Genomic DNA, 25,276 nt, shown 5'->3' on the forward strand with positions numbered 1-25,276 from the left:
TGATAAAGCAAATGGCAATACAGCTGCAAAATATTTCTAAATCCTTTGGCCCGGTGCAGGCCCTGAAGGATGTCAACGCCGTGTTTGAGGAAAACCGGATATACGGCCTGCTGGGCCGCAACGGCGCGGGAAAGTCCACTCTGCTGAATATTCTGACCAACCGTATATTCCCCGACAAGGGAGCTGTGCTGGTGGATGGGGAAAACGCCCGGGAAAACGACAGGGCCCAGTCTAAAATATTTTTGATGAGCGAGGCGGTCCTCCACCCGGAGGCCATGCGGGTGAGCGGAGCCCTGCGCTGGGCCCAGTCCTTTTACCCTGGCTTTGACCCGGACTGCGCAGGCAGGCTGCTGGAGGATTTCCGCCTGTCCCCCAAATCCAAGGTATCCGGGCTTTCAACAGGCTACCGCTCGATTTTCAAGCTGATTCTGGCTCTGTCCGTCAATGTCCCCTATGTGCTGCTGGATGAGCCTGTGCTGGGCCTGGACGCCAACCATCGGGAGCTTTTCTATAAGCGTCTGCTGGAAAAATATGCGGAGTCCCCCTTTACTGTGGTGCTCTCCACCCATCTCATTGAGGAGGTAGCAAACCTGGTGGAGGATGTGGTGATCATTAAGGACGGGGAGGTTCTGCGCCAGGAATCCCGGGAGGCTTTGCTGGCAGGGGGCTACACGGTCTCTGGCGGGGCAGGGGCGGTAGAGGCCTATCTGCAGGGCAAAAAGCTGCTGGGCATGGACAGCCTGGGAGGCCTGCGCACCGCCTATGTGCTGGGCGTTCCGGAGAAGGAGGGGGAAGCGGCCAAGGACCTGGAATTCGGTCCTATGGACCTGCAGAAGCTGTTCATCCAGCTGACGAATTCCTAAAGACGCTTCCCGTTTTTTGACAGCCCACCGGCGGCTGGGCTGCGTCCAGCCGCACAGAATCACATTATTCTCTCAAAGAAAAGGGGTATCCCGATGAAAATCTATTCGTCCTTCCGCTATCAGCTCCGGGACCAGCGCAGCGCGATTCTGGTCTACTATGGGGTGCTGGCCAGCCTGTTTCTGGTGTCCCTGATTTCCGTGGCCTTGGTCTCCGCCGAGGCCAGCGGCCTTGTTTCTACCAACGGGGTCACCGCAATCACCATGGTCTTTGCCTTCATCCTCTCCCTGTGCGCCTTTAAAGAGAGTTTTTTGATGAATCTTCAGCATGGCGTCTCCCGGCGCAGCCAGTTTTTGGGGCGGCTGGGGGCTATGGGCGTTGTCTGCGGGGTCATGGCCCTGGCAGACGAGATTTATACGCTGCTGGTGTCGCTGCTCCATGTGGTTCTTCCCAACGGCTTCCAGGCGAACTCCCTCTATGAGATGAGCTACTGCATGGAGTATGCAGAGGGCCGCTTTACCGTGCAGAGCAGCCCTGCCACCATGCTGCTGTCTGTGGTGTTCAGCTTCTTTCTGCTGCTGACAGCCAGCTCCCTGGGCTATCTCATTACGGTCTTTATGTACCGCCTGTCCAAAATGGGAAAAATCATCTTCTGGGTGGGCACGCCGACGGTATTTATTCTGCTCTCCTCCTATCTGTCCTTCCACCCTGCGGTTCAGGGGAAGGTGCTGCGGTTCATTGTGGGGTTCGGCCAGATGTGCTGCAGCACGCTGCCCAGAACCGCCCTCACCTGCACCCTGCTGACAGCCCTGTTCTCTGCCCTTGCCTGGCTGCTTATGCGCCGGGCAGCGGTGAAGTGAAGAGCCCGCTGCGCATTTGATTCGCTGTTTTGTTGACATGGGGAGCAGTGCACATTGTGGGGCACCCCGTGTCAACCATGTGAACGGCAGTGAGCCCGCCCCAACCAACGGTGAGAAGCTTATGATGCTTCTGCCACTAAAAAGTCATAACCAACCAAAGCAGTAGAGGCACAGCGGGGCGTTCGCTGTGCCTCTTGCGTCTCTCTGTGGCCCCGGGTAGGGGAGCCACCGCCCCTTTACCGGAGGCCTGGCACTTCCCGCCGCCCCTTGGCCAGCCACCGCCGGGAGCCGAAATAGACGGCGGCAAACCCGGCTGCGGAGACTCCGGTTTGGACCAGCACCAGCGGAAAGCCCCCCAGAGGCGCTCCCGCCAGCAGCGCCCGGCTGAGGCCCACTGCTGTGGCGGCGCAGAGCAGGGGCAGAAGCACATCCTCTGTCAGAGAGAGGCGCAGCTCGCTGACCTGAATGAGCCGGTGCAGGCTGAGAGAGGCATTAAAGATGGTGCTGAAAAACAGAATGCCCACATAGCTCTCCATGCCGAAAAACCGCAGCAGACACAGCACCAGCAGCACCCGGATGAGGGAGTCCGCCAGATTGTATTTCATGGAGTTGAATTGCTGGTCCAGCCCCTTGAGCAGGCTGTCTACCACCACGTCCAGGTAGGTGAGGGGCACCAGGGGGGCCAGCACCCGCAAATATGCCCCGGCGCTGCCGTTGTGGTAAAAAGCCTGGCCCCAGCTGTCCCCAAAGGCCAGAAACAGCGCGGCGAAGAACATACCAAAGGCCAGCGCCGCCTGCACTGCCCGGCCCGCAATGTGGGCCACCGCGTTTTTGTGGCTCAGCTCCCGCTCTTTGGCAACCTTGGGGATGAGCAGGGAGGCAAAGGAGGTGAGGAAGGAGGAGGGAAAGTATAGCATAGGCATGGCCATGCCCTGCAGCAGACCGTATTGGGAGAGGGCCTGGTCGCTGCTCAGGCCGAAGCGTCGGAGCTCCCGGGGAATGAGCAGGTTTTCACCGGTGTTCAGGGCGCTGCGGGCTGCGGAGCTGAGGGTGCAGGGCAGGGCAATGTGGCAGAGCCCTGCCAGCACCCCCTGGCTTTTTTCCTTCTTGACTGGGGTGTTGCGGGCAAGGCTTTTGCGGTAAGCGGCCCAGCTGGTGAGAAATGACACGGCCTCGCCCAAAGTAGAGGCCCCCATTGCCGCCAGGCAGGCGGACTCGATGCTGTGGGGGGCAAAATACCAGAAGAAAAACACAGTGGCCCCAATGGTCAGAATTTGCTCCAATGCGTCGGACACAGCAGTGTTTAGGGACTCGTCTACAGCCAGAAAATAGCCCTTCATGCAGGTGCACAGGGACATGAAGGGCAGGCCCAGTCCCAGAATGCGCAGGCAGGGGGCGGCCTGGGGCATATCCAGCAAAAGACCGGCGGCAGGGCCGGCCAGCAGAAACAGCAAAAGGGCAATGCCCAGGCTGATGCTCAGGCAGAAGCCGAAGCACTTTGTCACCACCGAGCGCACGGTCTGCCGCCGGCCCCCGGCAATGGCCGCTGTCACCATGCGGGTGACGGCCAGGCTGATGCCTGAGGTGGAGAGGGTGACGGTCAGCATAAAGATGGAAAAAATGAGCTGATAGAGCCCCATGCCCCCTGCGCCGATTTTTTGGGAGAGATAAGAGCGGTAGCCCATATTGGTGACCCGCAGGAACAGGGAGACCGCTGTCAGCGCAACGCCCTGAAGGAAAAATTTTTTCTTGGTCATAGTTTTGCTCCTTAGAATGAAAACCGTAAAGATTTCCCTTTTTTGATTGACAAAGCGCCCGTTCGGGAGTAAAATAACGGAAATATCTGTTATATATAGTAAACGCGCAGAATGATCGGTACATGCCGGTTGTTCAGCCGGACAGCAAAGCCGCCAAAGAGGGGAAGGCCTCTTTATGAGCCGCGTTTACGATCACAACAGGGGAGGGACACAGCGTGAGCGAGAGCTGGACTGAGATCACTATTTCTGTACCCGCAGCCAAGGCGGAGACAGCCGGGAACATTGCCAATATGACAGTGCCCCATGGCATCTATATTGAGGACTACTCCCATTTAGAAGAGGAAGCCAGGGAGATTGCCCATATTGATTTGATTGATGAGGAGCTGCTGGCCAAGGACAGGGAGCATGCCGTCATCCATGTCTACATCAGCCCGGAGGACAATCCTGCCGAGGCGGTCTCCTTTTTGGAGGAGCGTCTGGGGGCCTGCGGCATTCCCCACACCATCGGCCAGAGCGGCTGCGCCATGGACGACTGGCTGAACAACTGGAAAAAGTATTTCAAGCCCATCCCTGTGGGCGAAAGGCTGCTGATCCGCCCTGTGTGGGAGGAGGCGTTTGACCCCCAGGGCCGTGCGGTGCTGAACCTGGAGCCCGGCCTGGCCTTTGGCACCGGCGCCCACGAGACCACCCGCCTGTGCTTGGAGCTCATTGAGCGATATCTTGCCCCGGGCAGCGCGGTGCTGGACATGGGCTGCGGCAGCGGCATTCTCTCAGTGGCGGCGCTGCTGCTGAGGGCGGGCTCTGCGGTGGGGGTGGACATTGACCCCCTGGCCGTGAAGACGGCCAAAGAGAACGCCCGGCTCAACGGGGTGGAGGCGCGCTTTACCGGCCTTTGCGGCAATCTGGCGGACAAGGTCAGCGGACAGTACCAGCTGATTGCCGCCAACATTGTGGCCGACGTGGTCATTGAGCTCACCCGGGACGTGCCCCGGTTCCTGGCTCCGGGCGGGGTGTACATCATCAGCGGCATTATTGACGCCCGGGAGGCCGACGTGCTGGCCGCGCTGGCAGGCAGGTATACTGTCATAGAGCGCCGGGAGGACCGTGGCTGGGTAGCTATGGCCCTGCGGGCCTGTTAAGGAGGCAGCAAAATGGAATGGATTCCGGCAGAGAGCATAGTCACACTCAGCAGCCCAGGAGTTGCCTCCCGCCAGCTGCTGAACCCGGAGAATTCCCGGAGCCAGCGGGTGACGGTCACTGAGGTCCACCTGGAACCGGGGGCCAGCCAGCCCAGGCATGTCCACCAGAGCTCGGAGCAGATTTGGTACGCTTTGGCGGGAAGCGGCAGGCTGCTTTTGGCAGAGGGGCAGGAGCAGCCCTTCCGGGCGGGGGACGTGGCGCGGTTCGTGGACGGAGACGTGCACGGCCTGCTGAACGACGGTGAGGGGGAGCTTGTCTATCTCTCTGTCACCGCGCCGCCCATTCACTTCGGGTACGCCTATCAGAGGAGAGAGTCAACAGAAATGAGGAGAGAACCATGAGTGTTTTGACAGAGACCCCCCGCCTGCGGCTTCGTCCCTGGCGCATGGAGGATTTAGAGGACTTCTACGCCTATGCCAAAAACCCCGACGTGGGTCCCTGGGCAGGCTGGAAGCCCCATGAGAGTATAGAGGAATCCCGGGGGATTCTTACCCGCTGGGTGGACGGGGAGGAGGACGGCTTTGAAATAGCCTTGGAGCTGAAGGCAACCGGCAGGGTCATTGGCTCCATCGGCTTGATGAGCGACGGCCATCGGCCCAAGATTTCTGGCTGCAAAAGCCTGGGCTATGTGCTGGGCAGGGACTACTGGGGCCAGGGGCTGATGACCGAGGCTGCCCGGGCTGTTATGGACTACGCCTTTCAGACCATGAAGCTGAGGCTGCTGACTATCACCCACTATCCGGTCAACACGCGCTCCCGGCGGGTGATTGAAAAGCTGGGCTTTGTCTATGAGGGCGCCCTGCGCACCAGCAGCGCCATCTATAACGGCGAGGAGCGGGACCTGTGCTGCTACTCTCTGCGGGCCTGGGAGTATTGGGCCATGCGGGCCAAGGAGGCGGGTTTCTCTCTGGCCCTGCCGGAGGAGATAGACCGGCCCCAGCTGGAAGCCATGCAGAAGGAATTTATAGAGGGCGACAACGGGGACGTGACCCCCTTCCTGCTGGACCCCAAGGACATGAGCTTTGAACGCTGGATGGAGCGCACCGTGGCCTGGCGCACTGTGGTGCCCAAGCCCACCTACGCCAAGTCTACCCTGTACATTCTCACCAGCGGCAAAACCGGCCCGGCGGGAGCCCTGGACCTGCGCCACTATCTCACCGAACGCCTGCGCAATGGGGGCGGACACATTGGCTACGGCATTCGCCCCAGCCTGCGGGGCAACCGCTATGCCCCCTATATGCTGGGCCTGGGCATCGAGAAGGCCAAGGAGAAGGGCGTCGAGAGAGCCTTGGTCTGCTGCGACGAAACCAACCCCGCCTCTGCCCGCACCATTGAGGACTGCGGTGGTCAGCTGGAAAGCGTGGTGGAGGACCTGCGGCGGTATTGGATCACTGTGTAAGGAATCAGCCCAAAGCAACACAAAACACCCCCACAGGCGGTTGCCTGCGAGGGTGTTTCTTTGGTTATTTGATTATTTCCCGGGCTTGAAGCTGTCCTTCAGCTTCACCGAGCGGTTGAACACCAGGGCTCCGGGCTTGCTGTCCTTGCTGTCGGCGCAAAAATACCCCTGGCGCATAAACTGCCAGCTCTCTCCGGGCCGGGCAGCGGCCAGAGCGGCCTCGGCCTTGCAGCCATTCAGCACTTCCAGAGAGTGGGGGTTCAGGTGCTCCAAAAAGTCCCCCTCCTCCGGGTTCTCGGCAATGAACAGATTGTCATAAATGCGCACCTGCGCGTCTACTGCGGTCTTCACGTCTACCCAGTGCAGGGTGGCGCCCTTTACCTTGCGGCCGTCGGCAGGGTCGCCCCCCCGGCTGTCAGGGTCATACTCAGCGGCGATTTCAGTGACATTGCCAGCCTCGTCTGTCTCGTAGCCCACGCATTTGATCAGATAGGCCCCCTTCAGCCGGCACTCGGGCCCGCCGGGGTACAGGCGCTTGAACTTGGGCGCGGCCTGGGGCAGAAAATCCTCTGCCTCCACCCAGATTTCCCGGGAAAAGCTGACCTCCCGCTCCCCGTCCTCAGGGCGGTTGGGGTTGTTCTCTACGGTGAAGACCTCGGTCTTGTCCGCCGGGTAGTTGGTGATGACCAGCTTGACCGGGTGCAGCACTGCCATGGCCCGGCAGGCGGTCTCGTTCAGGTCCTCCCGCAGACAGTGCTCCAAAAAGGCGTACTCCACTGTGGACGCGGCCTTGGACACGCCATTGCGCTCTGAAAAGCTGCGGATGGACTTCGGGGTGTAGCCCCGGCGGCGCAGGCCGCAAATCGTGGGCATCCGGGGGTCGTCCCAGCCGTCCACATAGCCGCCCTCTACCAGTGCCCGGAGCTTGCGCTTGCTCATCACCGTGTGGTCAATGCCCAGCCGGGCAAACTCAATCTGCCGGGGCTTGGAGGGCAAAGTCACGTTCTCAATCACCCAGTTGTAGAAGGGCCGGTGGTCCTCAAATTCCAGGCTGCACAGAGAGTGGGTAATGTGCTCCATGGCGTCCTCAAAGGGGTGGGCATAGTCGTACATGGGGTAGACGCACCACTTGTCCCCAGTGCGGTGGTGCTTGGTGTGGTTAATCCGGTAGATTACCGGGTCCCGCATGTTGAAGTTGCCAGAGGCCAGGTCGATTTTCGCCCGCAGGGTCATGCGGCCGTCCTCAAACTCCCCGGCCCGCATCCGGCGGAACAGGTCCAGGCTCTCCTCCTTGGGGCGGTCCCGGTAGGGGCTGCGGGCGGGGGTGGTCAGGTCTCCCCGCATCTCCCGCATCTGCTCCTGGGTCAGCTCGCACACATAGGCCAGGCCCTTCTCAATCAGCTCCTCGGCCCCCTGGTACATCTCCTCAAAAAAGTCGGAGCCATAGTAGAACCGGTCGTCCCAGTCATACCCCAGCCAGTGGATGTCCTCCTGAATGGCGTTGACATATTCCACGTCCTCCTTGGTGGGGTTGGTGTCGTCCATGCGCAGGTTGCAAATGCCCCCAAAACGCTGGGCTGTGCCAAAGTCCACATAAATGGCCTTGGCGTGGCCAATGTGCAGATACCCGTTGGGCTCTGGCGGAAACCGGGTGTGCACCTGCATCCCCTCAGTGCGGCCGCCGGGGGCCATGTCCTCTTTTACAAACTCGTCGATAAAGTTCGTGCTGGGGATATTATCAAAATCCGCTGCTGTTATTTTTGTTTCGCTCATTCTCAGTTACCTCATTTCTAGCGGGTTATTCTATGCAGATAAATAGAAGCTGGTCTGACTGCCTCGCCCGCTGTCGGAACACGGCCCGCTGATTTCGCGGCTGTAGGTTCATGACTTCTCCTGCCTCCTTATCGAGCGGTATACACACCGGTGCTGCTGCCCCCGGTAGGATATCTGCTCTGTCAAGCCAATGGGCTGCATCCCACATTTTTCCATAACCCGAATACTGGCGGGATTGCTTTCAAACGCCCTGGCCCGGACCTCCGCCACACCCTGGGCAAACATGGCCTCTATGGCAGCGCACACCGCCTCGGTGGCAAACCCCTGACCATGCCAGAGGGGATGAAGAGCCCAGCCCAGCTCAACCCAATCGTCCTGCCGCTCCACCTCGTGCACAAAGCCAATCAGCTCCCCTTGACAGCAGACTGCCCAGGCAAAGCGCTCTCTGCTTCGTGTCAGGCTCCACAGGTGCCGGAATAGCTTCTCCTCCATCTCCCGGCTGGTGATGTCCGGGACCATGTAGGTCCTCTTCACCGTCTCGTCCCGCAGAATGTCCACCACCCTGTCCCTGTCGGCATCGGAAAGAGGGCGCAGTTCCAGGCGGCTCGTCTTTATGAGGTTCATACCAGCTTCTCCAACCCGAGCTTCAGCCGGCGCAGGGCCTCCTCCCGGCCCAGCAGGGTCAAAATCTCCATAGCTCCGCCGGGAGTCACCAAAGTGCCGGCGGCGGCAATGCGCACGGGCCACAGCAGCGTGCCGTTCTTCACTTCCAGTCTGGCGGCCAGGTCAATCAATGCGGTGTGAATGGCGTCCAGCTCCCAGGCGGGGAGCTGCTTCAAAGCCTCTGTTGCCGCCCGAAGCATCTCGGGAGAGTTTTCCAGGTTGGTTTTTGACTTCTTGTTCACAAAGAAGTCCGCCGGATACTCCGGCAGCTCTTGGAAGAAGCCCAGCAGGCCGGGAATCTCGTTGAACTTGGTGAGCCGGGCCCTGAGAATGGAATCCAGCACCTCCCAGGGCTTGTCCGCGTCACCGAACACCTCTTTATAGTATGGCATGGCATGGGCGCGGAAATCCTCGGGGCTCATGGCCTTGATGTACTCGGCGTTGAACCAGTTGAGCTTGTCATAGTCAAACACAGCCGGCGACTTGCTGATACGGTCCACGGAGAAATTCTCTACCAGCTCCTCCAAAGAAAAAATCTCCTGATTGTCCTTGGGAGCCCAGCCCAGCAGGGCGATATAGTTGGTGATCACCTGGGGCAGATAGCCCTCCTCGGTCAGCCCCTGAAAGCTGGTGGACCCGTGGCGTTTGGAGAGCTTGGAGGTGGAGCCGTCCTCGTTTTTGCCCATAATCAGCGGCAGGTGGATATAGGCGGGCTGCTCCCAGCCCAGGGCCTCGTACAGCAGCTGATATTTGGGGGTGGAGGTGAGATACTCGCAGCCCCGCACCACATGGGTAATGTGCATCAGGTGGTCGTCAATGACATTGGCGAAGTTATAGGTGGGGTAGCCGTCGGCCTTAATCAGCACCTGGTCTTCGATCTCCTTGTTCTCAATGGTGATCTCCCCAAAGACCTGGTCGGTAAAGCTGGTAGAGCCGGTCAGCGGGACCTTTTGCCGGATGACATAGGGCGTGCCCGCGTCCAGCAGCCGCTGGACCTCCTCCTGGGGCAGGTCGCGGCAGTGGCGGTCATAGCCGCCAAAGCCCTTTTCGTGCAGCTCCTCCAGCCGCTCCTTGGTGCAGAAGCAGTAGTAGGCCTTGCCCTCTTGCACCAGCTGCTGGGCATAGGGCAGATAGGTGTTCAGCCGTTGGCTTTGGATGTAGGGGCCGTAGCCGCCCCCCAGGTCAGGGCCCTCGTCGTGAGTGAGCCCCACCTGCTGAAGGGTATGGTAGATCACGTCCACAGCGCCCTCCACATAGCGTTCCTGGTCGGTGTCCTCCACCCGGAGGACAAAGGCGCCGCCCTGGCTTTTGGCCACCAGATACTCGTAAAGGGCGGTGCGCAAATTGCCCACATGCATAAAGCCGGTGGGGCTGGGGGCGAATCTTGTTCTGACTGTGCTCATATCCTTCCCTCTTTCTATGAAAAAATTGCTATTTGTTAATGATACAACAAATCCAGCTTGTTGGCAATAAGCTGGCAAGAAAAATAATCAAATCTGAAACTCCCTGCCCAAAAATTCTGTCTTCCGGTCCCGGGGGTTCTCCCCAAACTCCCGGCGCAAGGTGACAAGGCTGACGCTGTCATACCCCAGCCGGTAATAAAGCCTCAGGGCCTTCTCGTTTCTGGGGGCCACATCCATGCACATAGCGGTATAACCGGGCCGGGCAGAGACAATGCCCTCTGCCCGGCGGATGGCCTGAGAGGCAATGCCCCGGCCCCGCAGGTCCGGGCGCACATAAAGGTCCTCTATCCAGGCTGCCTGGTCCCCCCGGTAGTCCAGCCGCAGGAACCCGGCATATTCCCCCTCGCATAGAACAGCGTATAAGGCGCTGCGGCCCTGTTGCCAGCTTTTCAGGGTCTCCATAGCCTCTTGCTCAGCTTGGGTCCGGGCCTCCGCCTGACGTCCCACCAGTCCCCCGTGAAAGGCGAAAAAGTCTGCGATATCCTGTTTCATGTCCTGCTCGTAAGAGGGAGCATATTCCTTCAGTTCGACATTCATAGAGCAATCTCCTTGTTATGATGAATTGGTTCCGTCCAGCTTCCCGGCGGAGACCGCTCTCCTGCTTGCCGCACATAAAATTAGCTGTCCTGCGGCTATTGTACCCGCAGAACAGCTATTTGTCAAGCCTGACGGCGTTTCAACAGGAAATTTGGCTCTATCGCTGGGCGGTGCAGTCTGGCGGCAGTGAGCTCCACCGCCTTTTGCTGTCCGCAGTCCGTGTCTGTACATACTCACCCCCTGAAACGGGGAAGGCGGTTACTGCACTCCCTGGTCCTTTAAATACTGTACATACTCCTCCAAACACATGTCCAGCCGCTGCATCTCCTGGGCGTGCTCCCGGCCCACATAGCGGTAGTGCCAGCTCTCGTTGTCAATGCCCGTATACTCCACCTTGTCCGAGCGGTAGCGCTGCACAAAGCCGTACTCCGCCGCGTGGGCCTGCAGCCAGCGGTAGGTGTCGGTCTGCTCAAAATCATCGCTCACATCGTTCAGGTCAATGGCAAGGCCGGTGTGGTGCTCGCTGTAGCCAGGGCGGTTGATGGTGCGCAGAGACAGCTCCCGGGCCTCCTCCTCTGTCATGCCGTCGTCCCGCATGTGGGCGGCAATCTCCCGTTCCAGAATGCTCTCCTGCAGCTCTTGGCTGCGGTAGCCCGAGCACACCCAAAAGGACACGCCCTCCTGTTCGCCCGCCTGGAACATGGCGCTCATGTCCTCATACATACGGTTGTCCACTGTCTCGTCATTGATAAAGGCCGGGGTCACCTGCCAGTCCTCCGGAATGGGAATTTGATCGTTGACCAGCACCAGCAGCGGGTCAGAGAGCTGCTGAAAGCCCTCTGCTGCCGGGACCCTGCCGGAGGTTCCTCCGCTCTGGGCCGGAGCCCGCACCAGGGCCTGGCCTGCCGCCATCCCCCCTGTGGGGACTGCCTCAGGCTGTATGGCGACCCCGGAGATCCACACGGCGAACACCACAATGGTCATGCATAAAATCATGGCCGCAATAACTACAGCCGCCGCGGAGCCCTCTCTGCGGGGGCGGGACCTTCTTTTCCGGGGGCGCCGTTCCTCCGCCATGGCGCTGCGCCTCTCGTCCCGGCCCTGTGTCCGCCGGGAGCTGGTTCTTTCCCTGATCATTTCGCTCACCCTTTCTGGAAGCATTTCATAGAATAGAAGGGCTTGGGGCAGGGCCTATTCTGCGTGCGGCCCCACGGCCTTCTGGGGCAGGGAAGGAGCAGAGGCCCTTGCCATTTTTTTGCGTTCCGGCTATAATAGACCGGGGGCCTTCTTCCCTTCCCTTTCCCAGCATTAGACGGCATGGCCAGGCAATGGGAAAGATGAAAATTATTTGTTTACATAATATTCATATTTTGACAGCGCAGCAGAGCCGCGCTTTCCCTGTGTTTTCTTATTATAGGAGGAAGGACCGGCAAAATCAACCGGAAACTTGTAAATTCTTTTGTAAGGCCCCTGTTTTTCGCAGAACCGTTTCCCACAGGCTTCCACCATTTTTGATAGAAAAGGAGATGTTGTGATGAAAAGGGTGTTTCTTTTTGGCGACAGGGAAAAACGAGCCAACTATGCGGCGGCTCTGGAAGCCTATGGCATGGAGGCGGTGGTGTCCCTGAACGCTGCAGAGGGAGAGGACTGTCATGGGCTGCTGCTGCCTGGGGGCGCGGACCTGGACCCCCTTCTGTACGGCCAGCAGAACCAGGGCAGCAGGGGCATTGACCCGGAGCTGGACCGGGCGGAGCTGGCCCTTGCCCGGCAGTTTGTGGAGAGCGGCAGGCCGGTTTTGGGTATATGCCGGGGGCTGCAGGTGCTGAACGTGGCCTTTGGGGGCAGTCTGGTCCAGGACCTGCCCACCGCTGCGGCCCATTGCTGGGAGGAGCCGGATGGGGACAAATGCCACCGGGTTTCCGCCCCCAGGGGGAGCTTCCTCCGCCGGCTGTATGGCGAGGACTTTTCGGTCAACAGCGCCCACCACCAGGGGGCAGGGCAGCTGGCGCAGGGGTTTTTGTCCTCGGCCCAGGCAGAGGACGGGGTGATTGAGGGGTTGGAGTGGCCGGAAAAGGCGGTTTTTGCGGTACAGTTTCACCCCGAGCGCATGACCTTGAGCCACCGGCGGCAGGACACAGTGGACGGAGGGGAGATTTTCCGCTTTTTTCTGGGCATATTGGAGGAAAGGGGAGAAATCTGAAATTTCTCATTGACAACCACGCTGCCAGGTGCTATAATAGCAGTGTTGAGTTGCGCGAGTGCTGGAACTGGCAGACAGGCACGTTTGAGGTGCGTGTGCCTTTGGCGTACGGGTTCAAGTCCCGTCTCGCGCACCAGCAGCGACACGCTGCACACTGTTCGCGCACCTGGCCATGCCAAGTGCGCGAGCTTTTTTTGTCACACTGCGCCCCATTCGCGACCCTGGGCGCAGCGTTTTTTTACTCATTTCATCATCCGGCTCAGGGGGAGGCTTTTATGGACCATCTCTATCTGAAAAAAATAGACGAGAGCAATTTTGTGGACGCATTCCAGTTGGAATTGGGGGAGGGACAGGAGAAGCTGGTTTCTCATCCCATCCGAAGTCTTGCGCAGGCCTATGTATATTATTCCCAATGCACCCCCTTTGGCATTTATTTTGGGGATGAAATGGTGGGATATGTTATGGTTATTTACGACTATGACCTGGCATCCTATCACATCTGGCATTTGATGGTGGACAAACGGAGCCAGGGCAAGGGTTATGGCAAAGCCGCCTTAAAAGAATGTCTGGCCTACATTGCCCAAAAGCCCTTTGGCGACTCGGACAAGGTGGTTCTGACTTGCAGAGAGGACAATCCTGTGGCGTTGGGATTGTACAAAAAATTTGGTTTTTTGCCCACAGGGAACCGCGACGGCGAAGAAATCGAGCTGGCCTTGACGATTTCCTGAAAGCTGTTCGCATAAAGGCCCGGCGGGAAACAGGACGGAGCTGTTGGGAAGGTCTTATGAAGCTTAAGAAATATTTGCCGCCGCTGGTAATGTGGCTGGTGTTTGAGGCTATTGCGGTAACTCTGTGGCTGACACTGGATAACCTGTTTTTTTGTTTAACTTTTCTTACATCGGCATGGCGGTCGGGTTGGGGCTGGTGTTGTATGGAAAAAGAAAAAGCTATGCCCGCCATGTGGTGCAGCTGGCGGTCGGCCTGTATATGCTGCTGTATCTGGGGGTCCTCTGCCGGGAAAATATGCAGATAGAGGGCTTTTGGTATTATCTTTTTCTTGGCGTATTCGAGGCCGCCGCCATCCACTATGTAGTTGCAAAAATTTTCGGCCCCCTGCTGTTCGGCCGGGGTTGGTGCGGCTATGCCTGCTGGACCGCCATGGTTTTAGACCTGCTCCCGTTCAAAACCCCTGCCGCGCCCCGCAGGCGCTGGGGGGCGGTCCGGTATTTTGTGTTCGGGGCCTCGCTTCTTTTTGCCGGCCTGCTTTTCCTTCTTCAGGTCCCCAATAAAGAGGAGATTATGTGGCGCAGCTTCCTTGTGGGCAACGTCCTCTACTATGTGGTTGGAATTGCCCTGGCCTATCTGTGCAAGGACAACAGAGCATTTTGTAAATACATTTGTCCCATCACCCTTTTTCTGAAGCCCATGTCGTATTTTTCTCTTTTCCGTATTCGGGTGGACAAAACCAAGTGCGTCTCCTGTGGGAGGTGCGAAAGGGTTTGCCCTATGAATGTGGAGGTCTCCCACAGTTCTCGCAGAAGAAAAAACGGGACAGAGTGCATTTTGTGTATGAAATGCGTGGAGGAATGTCCGAAAAATGCGCTGAAGCTGTAAAGCCATCGTCCGTCCTGCCGGGGAATGAAAATGAGGCGGGGGACTGCCGCACCGGCCTGCCCTGTCAAAAATAGTATGCGGCCCTTCCCGGAATGGGGAAGGGCCGCATTGACGTTGCAGGGCTTGCTTTGACGAAGACTGCTGCCGTTAGTTCTCCCGCAAATAGGCCAGAACCTCCGCCGCGTTGGTGTCGGGCTTCACCTTGGGCATGACCTTTTCAATCACCCCGTCCCCGTTGATGACAAAGGTGGACCGCACCACGCCCATGCTCACCTTGCCGTAGTTTTTCTTTTCCTGCCACACGCCATAGGCCTGAATGGCCGTCAGCTCCGGGTCGGAGAGCAGCAGAAAGGGGAGCTCATGCTTGGCGGCAAACCTCTGGTGCGACGCGGCCGAGTCCTTGCTTACCCCGATGACCACCGCGCCCAGGGCCCCGAACTCCTCATAGGCGCCCGCAAAGGCGCAGGCCTGCCGGGTGCAGCCAGGGGTGTTGTCCCGGGGGTAAAAATACAGCACCACCCGTTTTCCCGCAAAATCCTCCAACGAAACCAGCTTGCCGTCCTTGTCCGGCAGAGTAAACGAGGGGGCCTTTGTTCCAGCTTCCAACATCTCAACGTCCTCCTTTTATGAATATGTATTGGTTTTCTGTAGACAGCTCCCGGTCAAAGCGGTAGTCCAGGTCGGCAAACTCCGGGATGGCCTCCCGCGCCTCCACCGCGTTTTCCGCCAGCCAGCGGACCATCTGTCCTCGGGCCATTTTGCACAGAGTGCCCTTTTCCAGGACCTTCCCATCCTTCCACTCCCCAAAAACGCAGGTGAGTACAGCCCCTGTGGGGAGATAGGGGGTGACCGCCCGGCTGTACTCCTTAGAGGCCAGATTCAGCACCCAGCCGCCGGGCTCTGCCAACTCCTCCGCCAGCAGGCCGCCCCAGAAGTCATAGAGGTCTTTGGCCCCGTCTACTGCCAGCCGGGCCTGCATTTCCAGCCGGTAGGGAGTTACCCCGTCAAAGGGACGCAGCAGCCCGTAAAAGCCGGAGAGAATGCGCAGATGCTCCTGCAGGTATGCCAGCTGCCGGGCGTTCATCACTCCCGGGGCCATATAGCGGTACTGAATGCCCTCATAGGACAGCAGAGCCGGCGTCAGGCCCTGCCGCAAATCCATGGACCGCAGCCGCTCCCGGTTCAACCCGGCAATGCTGTCATTGCACCTCCAAAGCCGCTGCAGCGCCTGGGGCTCCATGGCCCGAAGGGCTTCCAGCAGCCGCTCTGTTTTGGACAGCAGCCGGGGCAGAGCCTTTGGGGGGAGGCTGTCAGTGTCCACATTCATTTTCTTGGCAGGGGAGATAATGATTCGCATAACGCACCCCATTTCGTCTTTTCTGCTCTCGTTCCCAGTTCGGGAGCCCACAAAAACAGGGACATTTTCCTTTGGCATGAAAATGTCCCCTCGACCCTCACTGGGGCGGCTTAAGCGCTGGCCCGGGTTTCCAGCAGAGCGGCAATGGCCCCGGGAACCTCCTCCCGGGTGATCTCCAGGGCGGCGGCAAACTCGCCGAACAGCAGCTCCTCCGCCTGCTTCAGATACCGCTCGTCCACACTGCCCAGCTTGCGCTTGAGCTGCTGCTGGCGCTTCTTTTTGGTGCGCAAGGCCACGGCCAGCTCCATCCAGTCCCGGCAGTCGTGGCTTTTCAGGATAGCGCCATAGCGTTCCGCCAGCTCCCGGCCGGGCCGGCCTGTGGGCGGCGGACAGTCCAGAGTGGGAATGAGCCCAATCAGATGCTCCGCCTCCTCGCGGGTGATGATGGGCCGCAAAAACACCTTGTCCGACTCCACCGGGACGGAAATCACGCAGGCCTTGTACAGCGGCCGCAGTACATAGTACAGCCGCTCGCCCTTGTCAGGAAACACCTGAGGCTTGATCTCCTGGACCTCGCACACACCGGCGCCTCCATACTGTACCAACTGTCCTACCTCATACATCGTTATCACCCCTGTTTTGATTCGGTATTGCTTTAACTGAGTATATTATAACACAAAAGCCCAGAAAATGTAAGCAAAAAATCAAAATTAGGGCGGTTTTTTTAAAAAAATCCTTCACAAATTGCCAAATCGGAGGCAAAAGCTGTCACCACAGGCCGCTGGTGACCCAGTAGGGCAGCAGGTCGTTTTCGTAGAGCACTACCATCAGCCGAATGAGAAGCCCGATGACAGAGATGACAATGCCCGCCACAGCCAGCCCCTTGGTCTTATCTCCGCGAAAGCCCACAATAGAGCTTGCCAGACCCAGAGGCAGAAGAATAATGCTGGTGTAGAAATATCCCACAATAGAGGCCACAAAGCCCAGCACAGTGCACACGTCCATCCAGGTGAAGGTTTTGCGGGGCAGAAGGGGAGGGCCGGGCAGCCGGGGGTAAAAGGCTGCGGGTTGGGGCGGCTGAGGGGGCGACCCCTGGGGCCTGCCCGGAAAAGCCGGCGGCTGGGCATAGACCGGCCCTGCCGGGGGAGGGGGCAGCGCCGCGCCGCACCTGGGACAGGCCGGCTGTCCCGGCGGAAGGGCCGCGCCGCAGTTGGGACAGAGATTCATAGAGATACACTTCCTTTTTGTCAGTTGTGGGGGCTGGCTTTGCGCTGGCCGACAGCCAACAGCACAAAGCCCACCAGAAACAGAATAGCCAGGCTGATGACCCCTACCGAGTCCCGGCCAGTGAGCTGGGTGAACAATGCCACCAGCAGGGGGCCGATGACTGCCGCGAACTTGCCGAAAATATCAAAAAAGCCAAAATACTCGTTGGAGCGTTCCGCAGGGATGAGCTTGCCAAAATGGGACCGGGAGATGGCCTGAATGCCCCCCTGCACAGTGCCCACCAGAAAGGCCATGCACCAGAACAGCACCAGGGACAGGTTCAGAGCGTTGGGGTCGCCGGGGTGGCTTTCAATGTGGAAGCCCATGTAAAAGCCCACCAGAGTGATGCAGAAGTAGATGGCCACGGCAATGCGCAGCAGCTTCAGCGCGCCCAACCGGCCGGCCAGCCGCCCAAAGAGAATGGAGAAGGGCACTGCCACCAGCTGGGTCATAAGCAGGGCCAGAATCATGCTGATATTGTCCAGCCCCAGCTTGCTGCCATAAGAGGTGGACACAGAGATGATGGTGCCCACGCCGTCAATGTAAAAGAAATATGCCAGAATAAACAGGAAAATGTGCTTTTGAGAGAAAATATCCTTGGCGGTGCGCAGCAGGTTGCTGAGAGTGGAGCGCACCAGGCTCTTTTTTGCCTCAATATAGTGCACCTGGCGCACATTGCGCAAAAAGGGGATGCTGAACACGGCCCACCACAGGCTGGTCAGCACAATCACCAGCTTAAAGGCCAGCAGGTTGTCCATGCCCATCACCAGCAAAATAATGATGGAGAGAATAAAGGGAATGGTGCTGCCCCCAATATACCCCATGGCATAGCCCCAGGAGGAGACCCGGTCCATGCGCTCGCTGGTGGTGACGTCGGTGAGGAAGGAGTCGTAAAACAGGCAGGAGCCGGAGAAACCAATGTGGGAGACCACATAGCCCACCAGCAGCATCCGGTAGTCGCTGAACAGGGCGCTGGCCAGGGTGAACACAACCCCAGCTGCCAAAAACGCCGCAAACAAGCGCATTTTGTGGCCCTTATGGTCCGCCAGAGCCCCCAGCACAGGGGCCAGAATAGCCACCACAAAGGTGGAGACCGAGGTGCCCAGGGACCAGAGCACCAGGTTGTCGGCTCCGTTTGCCTGACACACGCTGCCAAAATAGATCGGGAAGATGACGGCCAGAATGTTCGTGGCGTAGACAGAGTTGGCCCAATCGTACATGATCCAGCTTTTTTCGGTTTTGGTGAATCGTTTTCCAGTGCTTTTTGCCATATGGCTCCACCCCTTTCCTCTATATCATTACATATTTTCAATAAAATTACAAGGGGTTTGGTGAAATTTTATTCAACAATTTCAGCGGTGCAGGCCTCGCCGTCCACCCCAGTCAGCCGCACAGAGAGCAGCTGGCCGGTGAGGTCTCGCTGGCAGCAGGCCCGCACAGGGGTGTAGTTGGGGGTGCAGCCCTCATAGCAGCCGGGGCCTGCGAGGCGTTCAAACAGTACCGGCCCGGTCCGCCCCACCATGGCCTGAAAGAACCGCCGGCGGCTCTCCTCGGCCACAGCCTGCATGGCCCGGCTGCGGGCCTCCTTTACCGGGGCGGGGACTTGGTCCGGGGCTCGGCCGGCCACAGTGCCCGGCCGGGGGGAGTAGGCGAACACATGGGTGCGGGCAAAGCCGATTTCCCGGGCAAAGGCCAGAGAAGCTTGAAACTCCTCCTCCGTCTCGCCAGGAAAGCCCACCATAATGTCTGTGGTGACAGCGCAGCCGGGGAAGGCCTTGCGGAGATTGTCCACAATCTCCCGGTACTGGGCAGCGGTGTAGTGGCGGTTCATGCGCCGCAGGGTGGCGTCGCAGCCGCTTTGCAGAGACAGGTGGAACTGGGGGCAGAGCTTCTCCTGGGCCCTCATGCGGGCAATGACAGGGGGAGTGAGGCGTTCGGGCTCCAAAGAACCCAGCCGCACCCGCCGGATGCCGGGAATGGCGCAGGCGGCCTCTACCGCGTCGCAGAGCTCCAGCCCCAGGTCCTGGCCGTAGGCGGGCAGGTTGATGCCTGTGAGCACCACCTCCTGATATCCGGCAGCGGCCAGCCCGGCCACCTCAGCGGCCAGGTCCCCCAAGGGCTTGGAGCGCACCGGGCCCCGGGCAAAGGGGATGATGCAGTAGGCGCAGAACCGCTCGCAGCCGTCCTCAATTTTGAGAAAGGCCCGGGTGTGGCCGTGCAGGCCGGTGACCCGCAGGGGCTCAAAGGCCTCCCCTTTTTTGTGGGGGGACACGTCCACCACCCGCTGGCCGGTGGCCAAAAACTGGCGCAGACGGTCTGCCAGAGCGGCTCGGCTGGCATTGCCCAGCACAATGTCCGCCTCCTCCAGGTCTGCCGCCTGACTGGGAAAGGCTTGGGGCCAGCAGCCGGTGAGCACAGCCACAGCCCCGGGGTTCTGACGCTTTAAGCGGCGCAGGGCCTGGCGGGCCTTTTGGTCGCTTTGGGCGGTGACTGTGCAGGAGTTGACCACCACCACCCCGGCGGGCTCGTCTTCTCCGGCAGGAGGAAAGCCCTGGGCGGCAAGGGCCTCCCGCATGGCCTCGGTTTCATATTGGTTGACCTTGCAGCCCAGGGTGTAGAATTTGACCTTCATGTGGGGCACCTCGTTTCGTTTTTTCCATGACTGGGGGAGCGTTCTGTCCCAGGGAATCTGTAGAATAGTGTTGCCTGTCTGAACCTTCTGCCAAAAGCAAGGCTGTGTACAAAATAAGGGCGTGTCTCTTTCGCGGATGATCATGTAGGGGAGAATATCAGCCGTCTGCTGGGACCCAGAGAGAGACGGGGGGACACGCAGGTCTGCCCCTACAGCGCCCCCTGACCGTAAATCAAATAAAATGCGCGACAGGACACTCCCAAAAATGAGCCCGGCTTGACAGGGGGACATCTGCCGCAGCCAATGCGATTGCAGGATATATACAGATGGGTGAACCTGACAGAGGCAGGGAAAAGCCAAAATGAACCCCCGGAGAAAAACAGTCTCCGGGGGTTCGCTTGTGCAGTAATGAGCCTCGGCTTTTGTTCAGTCTCATGGCAGCATTATGCTTTTACACAAGCAAAATCTTCAAAAGCCCGTCACAGGTCGGTCCGCTCGGGCCCCTCCTGTCAGGGCGCGACAGCCTCTCGGACAGCCTCTGTGAGGATGTCCAGACCCCGGCGCAGGGTGGGCTGGTCGATAAGCAGCTCGGGCATCACCTTCACCACCGAGTTGCCCCGGCCTACCCGCTCTACAATCAGCCCCTTTTCAAAGGCCAGGTCCAGCACCCGCTTGCTGGCAGTGCCCGGAGCGTTCTCTCCATCGCAGGCGGCCAGGTCTACACCCCACACATAGCCCACGCCACGGGTGGCTATTTTTCCCGGGGCAATGGCCTCGATCTTCTCCATGGCCTGGGCAAAAATGGACTCCTCCGCCCGAACCTTCTCCTCCACCTTCTGGTCCAGCATCATCTCAAGCCCGGCCTTGGCCGCAATCATGGACAGCTGATAGCCCCGGAAGGTGCCGTTGTGCTCGCCAGGCTCCCACAGGTCCAGCTCAGGCTTAAACAGCACCAGGGCAAAGGGCATGCCATAGCCGCCAATAGACTTGGACTGGGTGACGATGTCCGGCACAATGCCCGCCCGCTGAAAGGAGAAGAACCAGCCGGTGCGGGCGCAGCCCACCTGGACGTCGTCCACAATCAACAGAATGTCGTGGCGGTCGCACAGGGCGCGCAGGCCCTGCAGATAGTCAACCGGCATGGGGTAAATGCCCCCGTCGGCCTGGGTGGTCTCCAAAATCACAGCGGCGGGCTTCTCCACGCCCGAGTGGTCGTCGGTCAAAAGGGTCTCCATATATTGCAGGGTATCCAGTTCGGGGAACATATAGGGGGCGGGCACATGGGTCACATTGCCCAGAGAGACCCCTGCCCCGGCCCGGCTGGCAGCGTCGGTGGTGAGGGCGATAGAGCCCAGCGTCATGCCGTGAAAGGCGCCCATCAGGGCAAAGATGTTCTGGCGTTTTTTCACCTTGCGGGCCAGCTTCAAAGCGGCCTCCACGGCGTTGGTGCCGGTGTGGCCGGGGAACTGCAGCTTATAGGAAAGCCCCCGGGGCTTGAGGACCTTTTCCTCATAAAACTCGATAAACTCCCGCTTGGGGCTTGTGTACATGTCCAGGGCGTGCATCACCCCGTCCTTTTGCAGATACTCCACCAGCCTGTCCCGGATCAGGTCCGGGTTGTGGCCGTAGTTCAGGGCCCCGGCCCCGCAGAAGAAGTCAATATACTCCCGCCCCTGCTCGTCATAGAGAAAGGGCCCCTTGGCGGTGGTGAACACCGTGGGGAAGCTGCGGCAGTAGGACCGCACCTGAGACTCGTAGCTCTCAAAGGCCTGTGTGTTTTGCGAACGCATGGTTACCATCCTTTCTACCACGGGAGCTGCCCGTGATTCAGCGATCAACGCCCGGCCGCTGGGCCGGACGGGGCTGTTCGCCCTCCTGTTGGGACCAGGAGGACCAGCGGCAAAGGGCCAATGCAAGGTTTATTTTGGCCTGGACTTTATTTTACCACAGCTTGTCAGGAAAAAAAAGGGGGCGGGAGAAAGTTTACAATTTATTTGATTGGTTGGGGCCAGCGGGATGGCGGTTCCGCTTTTTGCTTCCACGTTTCCCCAAAGGGGGCCGAAGGGGCCTTTTCCCCCGGGACTGCCGGCGGCAAACCATTTGCTGCCCGACTTGTGGCCAAACCGGCGGCGCAGCTTGCGCCTCGCGCTTCCGTTGGCCGGGCCGCCTGCGTCTAATAAGTAAACCTGTGGGCGCGGCCTTGAGAATCAGCCAAAGGCGAAACCCGGCGTTGGGCTTCGCGGCGATGCTGTCAGTTCGGCTCCTTTGACTCCCCGGGACCGTCTGCCGTGTCAAAAAACAGCACCATTCCCGGCGCACCGTCAGGATATGCCACGTCCTCCCGCTCCTCCTTCCGGTAGCCTCCTTTGGTCCACGCGCCGACTACCTTGTTCCAGAAGGCCACCGAAGGCCTGTTCCCCGGGTGATACTTCAGTTGCCAGCTCCCCTGGAAACGCTCAAACAGCTGGAACACTGCCCAGGTCCCCAGCCCGCAGCGGCGGTATTTATACATCACAAAGAACTCGGATATACAGTAGTCGGTTTTTCCGGCCTCGGGGTAGTCGTTCACCATGACAAAGCCCGCCAGCTGGCCGTCGGCTTTCAGGAAGAAGGCCCAGCGGCCCTCCTCAGTCCAATAGCAGTCCAGATAGCTGTAGCCGTAAAGGCCCAGGGGGTTCACGTCGCACAGCTCATATTGAGAGAACTCGTAGAGATACTTCTCCATCAGGTTCCGCAAAATTTCCTTTTCGTCCTCCTTTACGGGGACAAGCTCAAAATTCATGGTCAGATTCCTCTCCTTTCCGAGCGGAGGCGCAGCTGGGGCATAGGCTGGGGCTGCATCCGGGCGGTCTGGGGCAGCTTGGTCAGCCGGTCCAGGGCAGCGGCGGCTTCCAGGGCGGCCAGCCGTTGGTTGACCTGTCCGGCAATGTCCCAGTGGCGGTTGTAAAGATAGTTGCCCGGGCAGGACTTGCTGGAGAACCACCGGTGGACAGTCATGTTCTGCTGGTCCACCTGGCCGATGAGCTCCTTGTCCTCCTGCCACAGCAGCCGCTTGATGCCGTTGCGCCAGCAGATGTCTGTCACCAGGTCAATGAGCGCCGAGTAGGCCTGGTTGGACACAGGCCAGTCTGGGGCAAAGCCGATGTTTGCCACCTCAATGGTCACAGCCCGGTTGTCGTTCTCTGCCGAGGAGGTGCACCAGGACCGGTTGCCCTCATCCACATACAGGGCAATGCGCCCGTCGCTGCCTATGCCATAGTTGCTGCTGGCCTGACGCTTGGGGTCGGCAAAGCTCTCGCCGCACTGCTCCACAGTCCAGTCCTCGGCCATGCAGTGGATGGAGATGGTGTCAATGGCGTGCATGCGCTGCCCGGAGTGGTTGGGGGACATGCGCACATAGCTCACCAGGGGGCTGTTGCGCTGGTCCGGGTTGGGGACAAAGGAGCCGCCCCCTTCCTCGCCCTGAGAGGGTGGGTCGGTAAGCACAGGGGGCTGCTGGGGCTGAAAATAGCTTTTTACCACCTGGGCCAGCTGGGCCCGGGTGCAGGTGCCCTTGGGCGAGAGCACATCCGGCTTGGTGCCGCTCATCAGGCCGGCCTGAACCGCCCAGTTCACTGCGTCGGCGGCCCAGGAGCTTACCAGCTGCCGGTCGGTGAACCGGGAGAGGTAGTCGCCGCCAGCCTCGGCGGGCTCGCCCATGGAGTAGGCCCGGTAGCTTTGCAGCATCAACGCCAGCTGCTCCCGAATGACAGCGGCGTTGGGAGAAAAAAAGTTGGCCCCAATGCCAGAGACAATGCCGTTGTTATAGGCCCAGAAAATGGCCCTGCGGGCCCAGTGGCGGCTGATGTCCACAAAGGGGCAGTCCATGCCCGCCACGCTGGGGGAGCCAGCCATGGTATAGAGCACCTGCACCACCTGGGCCCGGGTGACAGTGCCGTCAGGGTCAAACACCCCGTCGCCCACCCCGGCCATATAGCCGTTTTCCAGGCAAAAGCGGATGGCCGGACGGCTCCAGTGCTTTCCAATGTCAGAAAAGGCCTGGGTAGGGTCATAGGCTGGGGCGGCAAAGGCTCTGCAGCCGGTGCAGGTCAGCGAGAGGCACAGGGCCAGACCCAGGGCGGTCAACCGTTTTTTAAACTGAGATTTCATATAACCGAATATCCTTCCGTTCTTTGTGTGACATGGGCAGGCCGGCCCCCTTGGAAGGGCAAAAGGTTGGGCCAGCCTGTTCCAGGCGGCGGAGTTGGTTCACTCCAACCCCTCTCCCAGGGTGTTTTGGCTTTTGGCGGTAAGGTAGGCGTTGATGAACCCGTCCAGGTCCCCGTCCATCACAGCGCCCACATTGCCGGTCTCATGACTGGTGCGGTGGTCCTTCACCATGGTGTAGGGCATAAACACATAGGAGCGGATCTGGCTGCCCCAGGTGATCTCCTTCTGCTCGCCCTTGATGTCGCTGATCTTTTCCAGGTTCTCCCGCTCCTTGATCTCCACCAGCTTGGAGATGAGCATCTTCATGGCCACGTCCCGGTTCTGATACTGGCTGCGCTCTACCTGGCAGCTGACCACGATGCCGGTGGGAATGTGAATGAGCCGCACTGCGGAGCTGGTTTTGTTGACCTTCTGCCCGCCTGCGCCAGAGGCCCGGTAGACCTCCATTTTAATGTCGTCAGGGTTCACCTCCACCGAGTTGTCCTCCTCAATCTCGGGCATTACCTCCAACGAGGCAAAGGAGGTCTGCCGCCGCCCCGCCGCGTCAAAGGGAGAGACCCGCACCAGCCGGTGCACGCCCATTTCCCCCTTCAGATAGCCGTAGGCGTTTTCCCCCTCCACCAGCACGGTGGCGGACTTGAGCCCCGCCTCGTCTCCGTCCAGGTAGTCCAGGGTGGTGACCTTGAAGCCCCGGCGCTCGGCCCAGCGGTTATACATGCGGAACAGCATCTCCGCCCAGTCCTGGGCCTCGGTGCCGCCAGAGCCCGGGTGGAAGGTGAGAATAGCGTTATGGCCGTCATACTCGCCGGTGAGCAGGGTGGAGAGGTGCATGGTCTCAATGGCGGCCTGCACCTGGTCCAGCTCCCCCTCAATCTCGTCGACCAGGCTCAGGTCCTCGGCCTCGTCCCCCAGCTCAATCAGGGCGGCGGCGTCCTCGCACCGGGCGCAGAGCTTCTGATAGCTCTCGTCCTTAGCCTTAAGCCCAGCCATGCGCTGGGTGATCTTCTGGGCGTTCTGCATGTCGTCCCAAAAGCCCGGCTCGGCAGATTTGAGCTCCAGCATCTCCACCTCCTCCCGTAGGCGGGGCAGTCCCAAAGAGTCGCCCAGGGCAGAGAGAGCCTGCTGATGGGCGTCCAGCCGGCGTTTCAGTTCCTCAAATTGCAGCATATATATTCACTCGCTTTCTGCGGTTTTACGATAGAGGGCGGTTGCAGCGCACATTCGTTTTTCTATTATACTGGATTTTGAGAAAAAAGTAAAGAGTGGGTTTCAAGAAAGCCTCAGGCAGGCCCATGACGGAAACAGCTGCCTTTCTCGCCTTTCGATTTTCCTTTTACTCTTAGGTTAAAGCGCTTTCTTCCCCAATCGCCTCTTGACATTTTACCAAGGATGGGGTAAAATGACAGAGGTAAAGCGCTGTCCCTGTGCTGTACTTTTGACACGGAGGCGGACAGTTTCCTAAGCCAGTCAGTTACTAGAATATAT

24 protein-coding genes and 1 tRNA gene are annotated in these 25,276 nt (G+C 59.4%); 9 read left to right on the forward strand and 16 right to left on the reverse strand.

Annotation, left to right across the window (positions count from 1 at the left end; all coding sequences use genetic code 11):
• Positions 1-11: 11 nt before the first annotated feature.
• On the forward strand, positions 12-863 hold the full coding sequence (locus ACTO5E_RS00785) for an ABC transporter ATP-binding protein (RefSeq protein ID WP_482300757.1): 852 nt from the start codon (positions 12-14) through the stop codon (positions 861-863).
• Positions 864-956: 93 nt separating this feature from the next.
• The gene (locus ACTO5E_RS00790) at positions 957-1,721 is read left to right on the forward strand and encodes a hypothetical protein (RefSeq protein ID WP_482300720.1); all 765 of its coding nucleotides are present in this window, start codon (positions 957-959) and stop codon (positions 1,719-1,721) included.
• A 236-nt stretch (positions 1,722-1,957) separates the two neighbouring features.
• Here ACTO5E_RS00790 and ACTO5E_RS00795 read toward each other — a convergent pair whose 3' ends face one another.
• The gene (locus ACTO5E_RS00795) at positions 1,958-3,478 is read right to left on the reverse strand and encodes an oligosaccharide flippase family protein (RefSeq protein ID WP_482300723.1); all 1,521 of its coding nucleotides are present in this window, start codon (positions 3,476-3,478) and stop codon (positions 1,958-1,960) included.
• 215 nt (positions 3,479-3,693) lie between these two features.
• On the opposite strand from ACTO5E_RS00795, the gene prmA reads away from it, so the two are divergent.
• The 3 genes from prmA to ACTO5E_RS00810 are packed head-to-tail and all read left to right on the forward strand — an operon-like array spanning position 3,694 to position 6,077.
• Entirely contained in the window at positions 3,694-4,617 is a 924-nt protein-coding gene (gene prmA / locus ACTO5E_RS00800) for a 50S ribosomal protein L11 methyltransferase (RefSeq protein ID WP_482300724.1), read from the forward strand.
• Positions 4,618-4,629: 12 nt separating this feature from the next.
• Positions 4,630-5,019, forward strand: coding sequence for a cupin domain-containing protein (locus ACTO5E_RS00805; protein ID WP_482300725.1), 390 nt, complete (start codon positions 4,630-4,632; stop codon positions 5,017-5,019).
• On the forward strand, positions 5,016-6,077 hold the full coding sequence (locus tag ACTO5E_RS00810; protein WP_482300727.1) for a GNAT family N-acetyltransferase: 1,062 nt from the start codon (positions 5,016-5,018) through the stop codon (positions 6,075-6,077). Before ACTO5E_RS00805 ends, ACTO5E_RS00810 begins: the two co-directional genes overlap by 4 nt.
• Before the next feature lie 72 nt (positions 6,078-6,149).
• Here ACTO5E_RS00810 and ACTO5E_RS00815 read toward each other — a convergent pair whose 3' ends face one another.
• From ACTO5E_RS00815 to ACTO5E_RS00835, 5 genes are all read right to left on the reverse strand, one after another.
• Positions 6,150-7,850 (reverse strand): glutamine--tRNA ligase/YqeY domain fusion protein, encoded by a 1,701-nt coding sequence (locus tag ACTO5E_RS00815; RefSeq protein ID WP_482300728.1) that lies wholly within the window; start codon positions 7,848-7,850, stop codon positions 6,150-6,152.
• Positions 7,851-7,958: 108 nt separating this feature from the next.
• On the reverse strand, positions 7,959-8,474 hold the full coding sequence (locus ACTO5E_RS00820) for a GNAT family N-acetyltransferase (RefSeq protein WP_482300730.1): 516 nt from the start codon (positions 8,472-8,474) through the stop codon (positions 7,959-7,961).
• On the reverse strand, positions 8,471-9,916 hold the full coding sequence (gene gltX / locus ACTO5E_RS00825; RefSeq protein ID WP_482300732.1) for a glutamate--tRNA ligase: 1,446 nt from the start codon (positions 9,914-9,916) through the stop codon (positions 8,471-8,473). Before gltX ends, ACTO5E_RS00820 begins: the two co-directional genes overlap by 4 nt.
• A gap of 87 nt (positions 9,917-10,003) precedes the next feature.
• Positions 10,004-10,513: a GNAT family N-acetyltransferase gene (locus tag ACTO5E_RS00830; protein ID WP_482300733.1), complete on the reverse strand. Its 510-nt coding sequence runs from the start codon at positions 10,511-10,513 to the stop codon at positions 10,004-10,006.
• 258 nt (positions 10,514-10,771) lie between these two features.
• Positions 10,772-11,650 carry a M15 family metallopeptidase gene (locus ACTO5E_RS00835; RefSeq protein ID WP_482300735.1) on the reverse strand — a complete coding sequence of 293 codons (879 nt, stop codon included), beginning with the start codon at positions 11,648-11,650 and terminating at the stop codon, positions 10,772-10,774.
• A 397-nt stretch (positions 11,651-12,047) separates the two neighbouring features.
• On the opposite strand from ACTO5E_RS00835, the gene ACTO5E_RS00840 reads away from it, so the two are divergent.
• From ACTO5E_RS00840 to ACTO5E_RS00855, 4 genes are all read left to right on the forward strand, one after another.
• The gene (locus ACTO5E_RS00840; RefSeq protein ID WP_482300737.1) at positions 12,048-12,713 is read left to right on the forward strand and encodes a gamma-glutamyl-gamma-aminobutyrate hydrolase family protein; all 666 of its coding nucleotides are present in this window, start codon (positions 12,048-12,050) and stop codon (positions 12,711-12,713) included.
• Between the two features lie 52 nt (positions 12,714-12,765).
• Positions 12,766-12,849 (forward strand) — tRNA-Leu (locus ACTO5E_RS00845).
• 139 nt (positions 12,850-12,988) lie between these two features.
• A complete protein-coding gene (locus ACTO5E_RS00850; RefSeq protein WP_482300738.1) occupies positions 12,989-13,441 on the forward strand; it encodes a GNAT family N-acetyltransferase in 453 nt (150 codons plus the stop codon).
• Between the two features lie 151 nt (positions 13,442-13,592).
• Complete coding sequence (locus ACTO5E_RS00855; RefSeq protein ID WP_482300740.1) at positions 13,593-14,327, forward strand: 4Fe-4S binding protein; 735 nt, start codon at positions 13,593-13,595, stop codon at positions 14,325-14,327.
• A gap of 147 nt (positions 14,328-14,474) precedes the next feature.
• On the opposite strand, the gene bcp is transcribed toward ACTO5E_RS00855, so the two are convergent.
• The 10 genes from bcp to prfB form a co-directional block, all read right to left on the reverse strand.
• Complete coding sequence (gene bcp, locus ACTO5E_RS00860) at positions 14,475-14,936, reverse strand: thioredoxin-dependent thiol peroxidase (protein WP_482300742.1); 462 nt, start codon at positions 14,934-14,936, stop codon at positions 14,475-14,477.
• 1 nt (position 14,937) lies between these two features.
• Entirely contained in the window at positions 14,938-15,684 is a 747-nt protein-coding gene (gene yaaA, locus ACTO5E_RS00865) for a peroxide stress protein YaaA (RefSeq protein WP_482300743.1), read from the reverse strand.
• Between the two features lie 110 nt (positions 15,685-15,794).
• Positions 15,795-16,307 (reverse strand): CarD family transcriptional regulator, encoded by a 513-nt coding sequence (locus ACTO5E_RS00870; RefSeq protein WP_482300745.1) that lies wholly within the window; start codon positions 16,305-16,307, stop codon positions 15,795-15,797.
• A gap of 145 nt (positions 16,308-16,452) precedes the next feature.
• Positions 16,453-16,911 carry a zinc-ribbon domain-containing protein gene (locus ACTO5E_RS00875; protein ID WP_482300746.1) on the reverse strand — a complete coding sequence of 153 codons (459 nt, stop codon included), beginning with the start codon at positions 16,909-16,911 and terminating at the stop codon, positions 16,453-16,455.
• 20 nt (positions 16,912-16,931) lie between these two features.
• The gene (locus ACTO5E_RS00880) at positions 16,932-18,221 is read right to left on the reverse strand and encodes an MFS transporter (protein WP_482300748.1); all 1,290 of its coding nucleotides are present in this window, start codon (positions 18,219-18,221) and stop codon (positions 16,932-16,934) included.
• A gap of 68 nt (positions 18,222-18,289) precedes the next feature.
• Positions 18,290-19,582, reverse strand: coding sequence for a tRNA (N(6)-L-threonylcarbamoyladenosine(37)-C(2))-methylthiotransferase MtaB (mtaB, locus tag ACTO5E_RS00885; RefSeq protein ID WP_482300749.1), 1,293 nt, complete (start codon positions 19,580-19,582; stop codon positions 18,290-18,292).
• 509 nt (positions 19,583-20,091) lie between these two features.
• A complete protein-coding gene (locus ACTO5E_RS00890) occupies positions 20,092-21,372 on the reverse strand; it encodes an aspartate aminotransferase family protein (RefSeq protein ID WP_482300751.1) in 1,281 nt (426 codons plus the stop codon).
• Between the two features lie 461 nt (positions 21,373-21,833).
• Positions 21,834-22,364 carry a GNAT family N-acetyltransferase gene (locus ACTO5E_RS00895; RefSeq protein ID WP_482300752.1) on the reverse strand — a complete coding sequence of 177 codons (531 nt, stop codon included), beginning with the start codon at positions 22,362-22,364 and terminating at the stop codon, positions 21,834-21,836.
• 2 nt (positions 22,365-22,366) lie between these two features.
• Complete coding sequence (locus ACTO5E_RS00900; RefSeq protein WP_482300754.1) at positions 22,367-23,731, reverse strand: S-layer homology domain-containing protein; 1,365 nt, start codon at positions 23,729-23,731, stop codon at positions 22,367-22,369.
• Positions 23,732-23,830: 99 nt separating this feature from the next.
• Entirely contained in the window at positions 23,831-24,958 is a 1,128-nt protein-coding gene (gene prfB, locus ACTO5E_RS00905; RefSeq protein WP_482300755.1) for a peptide chain release factor 2, read from the reverse strand.
• Positions 24,959-25,276 lie beyond the last annotated feature (318 nt).

The sequence above is a fragment of the Acutalibacter sp. genome, from assembly GCF_056800975.1.

Bases quoted from the DNA above. Each gene is read 5' to 3' on its own strand.
- ACTO5E_RS00785 (WP_482300757.1), top strand. From the start codon at position 12: ATGGCAATACAGCTGCAAAATATTTCTAAATCCTTTGGCCCGGTGCAG.
- ACTO5E_RS00790 (WP_482300720.1), top strand. From the start codon at position 957: ATGAAAATCTATTCGTCCTTCCGCTATCAGCTCCGGGACCAGCGCAGC.
- ACTO5E_RS00795 (WP_482300723.1), bottom strand. From the start codon at position 3,478: ATGACCAAGAAAAAATTTTTCCTTCAGGGCGTTGCGCTGACAGCGGTC.
- ACTO5E_RS00805 (WP_482300725.1), top strand. From the start codon at position 4,630: ATGGAATGGATTCCGGCAGAGAGCATAGTCACACTCAGCAGCCCAGGA.
- ACTO5E_RS00810 (WP_482300727.1), top strand. From the start codon at position 5,016: ATGAGTGTTTTGACAGAGACCCCCCGCCTGCGGCTTCGTCCCTGGCGC.
- ACTO5E_RS00815 (WP_482300728.1), bottom strand. From the start codon at position 7,850: ATGAGCGAAACAAAAATAACAGCAGCGGATTTTGATAATATCCCCAGC.
- ACTO5E_RS00820 (WP_482300730.1), bottom strand. From the start codon at position 8,474: ATGAACCTCATAAAGACGAGCCGCCTGGAACTGCGCCCTCTTTCCGAT.
- gltX (WP_482300732.1), bottom strand. From the start codon at position 9,916: ATGAGCACAGTCAGAACAAGATTCGCCCCCAGCCCCACCGGCTTTATG.
- ACTO5E_RS00830 (WP_482300733.1), bottom strand. From the start codon at position 10,513: ATGAATGTCGAACTGAAGGAATATGCTCCCTCTTACGAGCAGGACATG.
- ACTO5E_RS00835 (WP_482300735.1), bottom strand. From the start codon at position 11,650: ATGATCAGGGAAAGAACCAGCTCCCGGCGGACACAGGGCCGGGACGAG.
- ACTO5E_RS00840 (WP_482300737.1), top strand. From the start codon at position 12,048: ATGAAAAGGGTGTTTCTTTTTGGCGACAGGGAAAAACGAGCCAACTAT.
- ACTO5E_RS00850 (WP_482300738.1), top strand. From the start codon at position 12,989: ATGGACCATCTCTATCTGAAAAAAATAGACGAGAGCAATTTTGTGGAC.
- bcp (WP_482300742.1), bottom strand. From the start codon at position 14,936: ATGTTGGAAGCTGGAACAAAGGCCCCCTCGTTTACTCTGCCGGACAAG.
- yaaA (WP_482300743.1), bottom strand. From the start codon at position 15,684: ATGCGAATCATTATCTCCCCTGCCAAGAAAATGAATGTGGACACTGAC.
- ACTO5E_RS00870 (WP_482300745.1), bottom strand. From the start codon at position 16,307: ATGTATGAGGTAGGACAGTTGGTACAGTATGGAGGCGCCGGTGTGTGC.
- ACTO5E_RS00875 (WP_482300746.1), bottom strand. From the start codon at position 16,911: ATGAATCTCTGTCCCAACTGCGGCGCGGCCCTTCCGCCGGGACAGCCG.
- ACTO5E_RS00880 (WP_482300748.1), bottom strand. From the start codon at position 18,221: ATGGCAAAAAGCACTGGAAAACGATTCACCAAAACCGAAAAAAGCTGG.
- mtaB (WP_482300749.1), bottom strand. From the start codon at position 19,582: ATGAAGGTCAAATTCTACACCCTGGGCTGCAAGGTCAACCAATATGAA.
- ACTO5E_RS00890 (WP_482300751.1), bottom strand. From the start codon at position 21,372: ATGCGTTCGCAAAACACACAGGCCTTTGAGAGCTACGAGTCTCAGGTG.
- ACTO5E_RS00895 (WP_482300752.1), bottom strand. From the start codon at position 22,364: ATGAATTTTGAGCTTGTCCCCGTAAAGGAGGACGAAAAGGAAATTTTG.
- ACTO5E_RS00900 (WP_482300754.1), bottom strand. From the start codon at position 23,731: ATGAAATCTCAGTTTAAAAAACGGTTGACCGCCCTGGGTCTGGCCCTG.
- prfB (WP_482300755.1), bottom strand. From the start codon at position 24,958: ATGCTGCAATTTGAGGAACTGAAACGCCGGCTGGACGCCCATCAGCAG.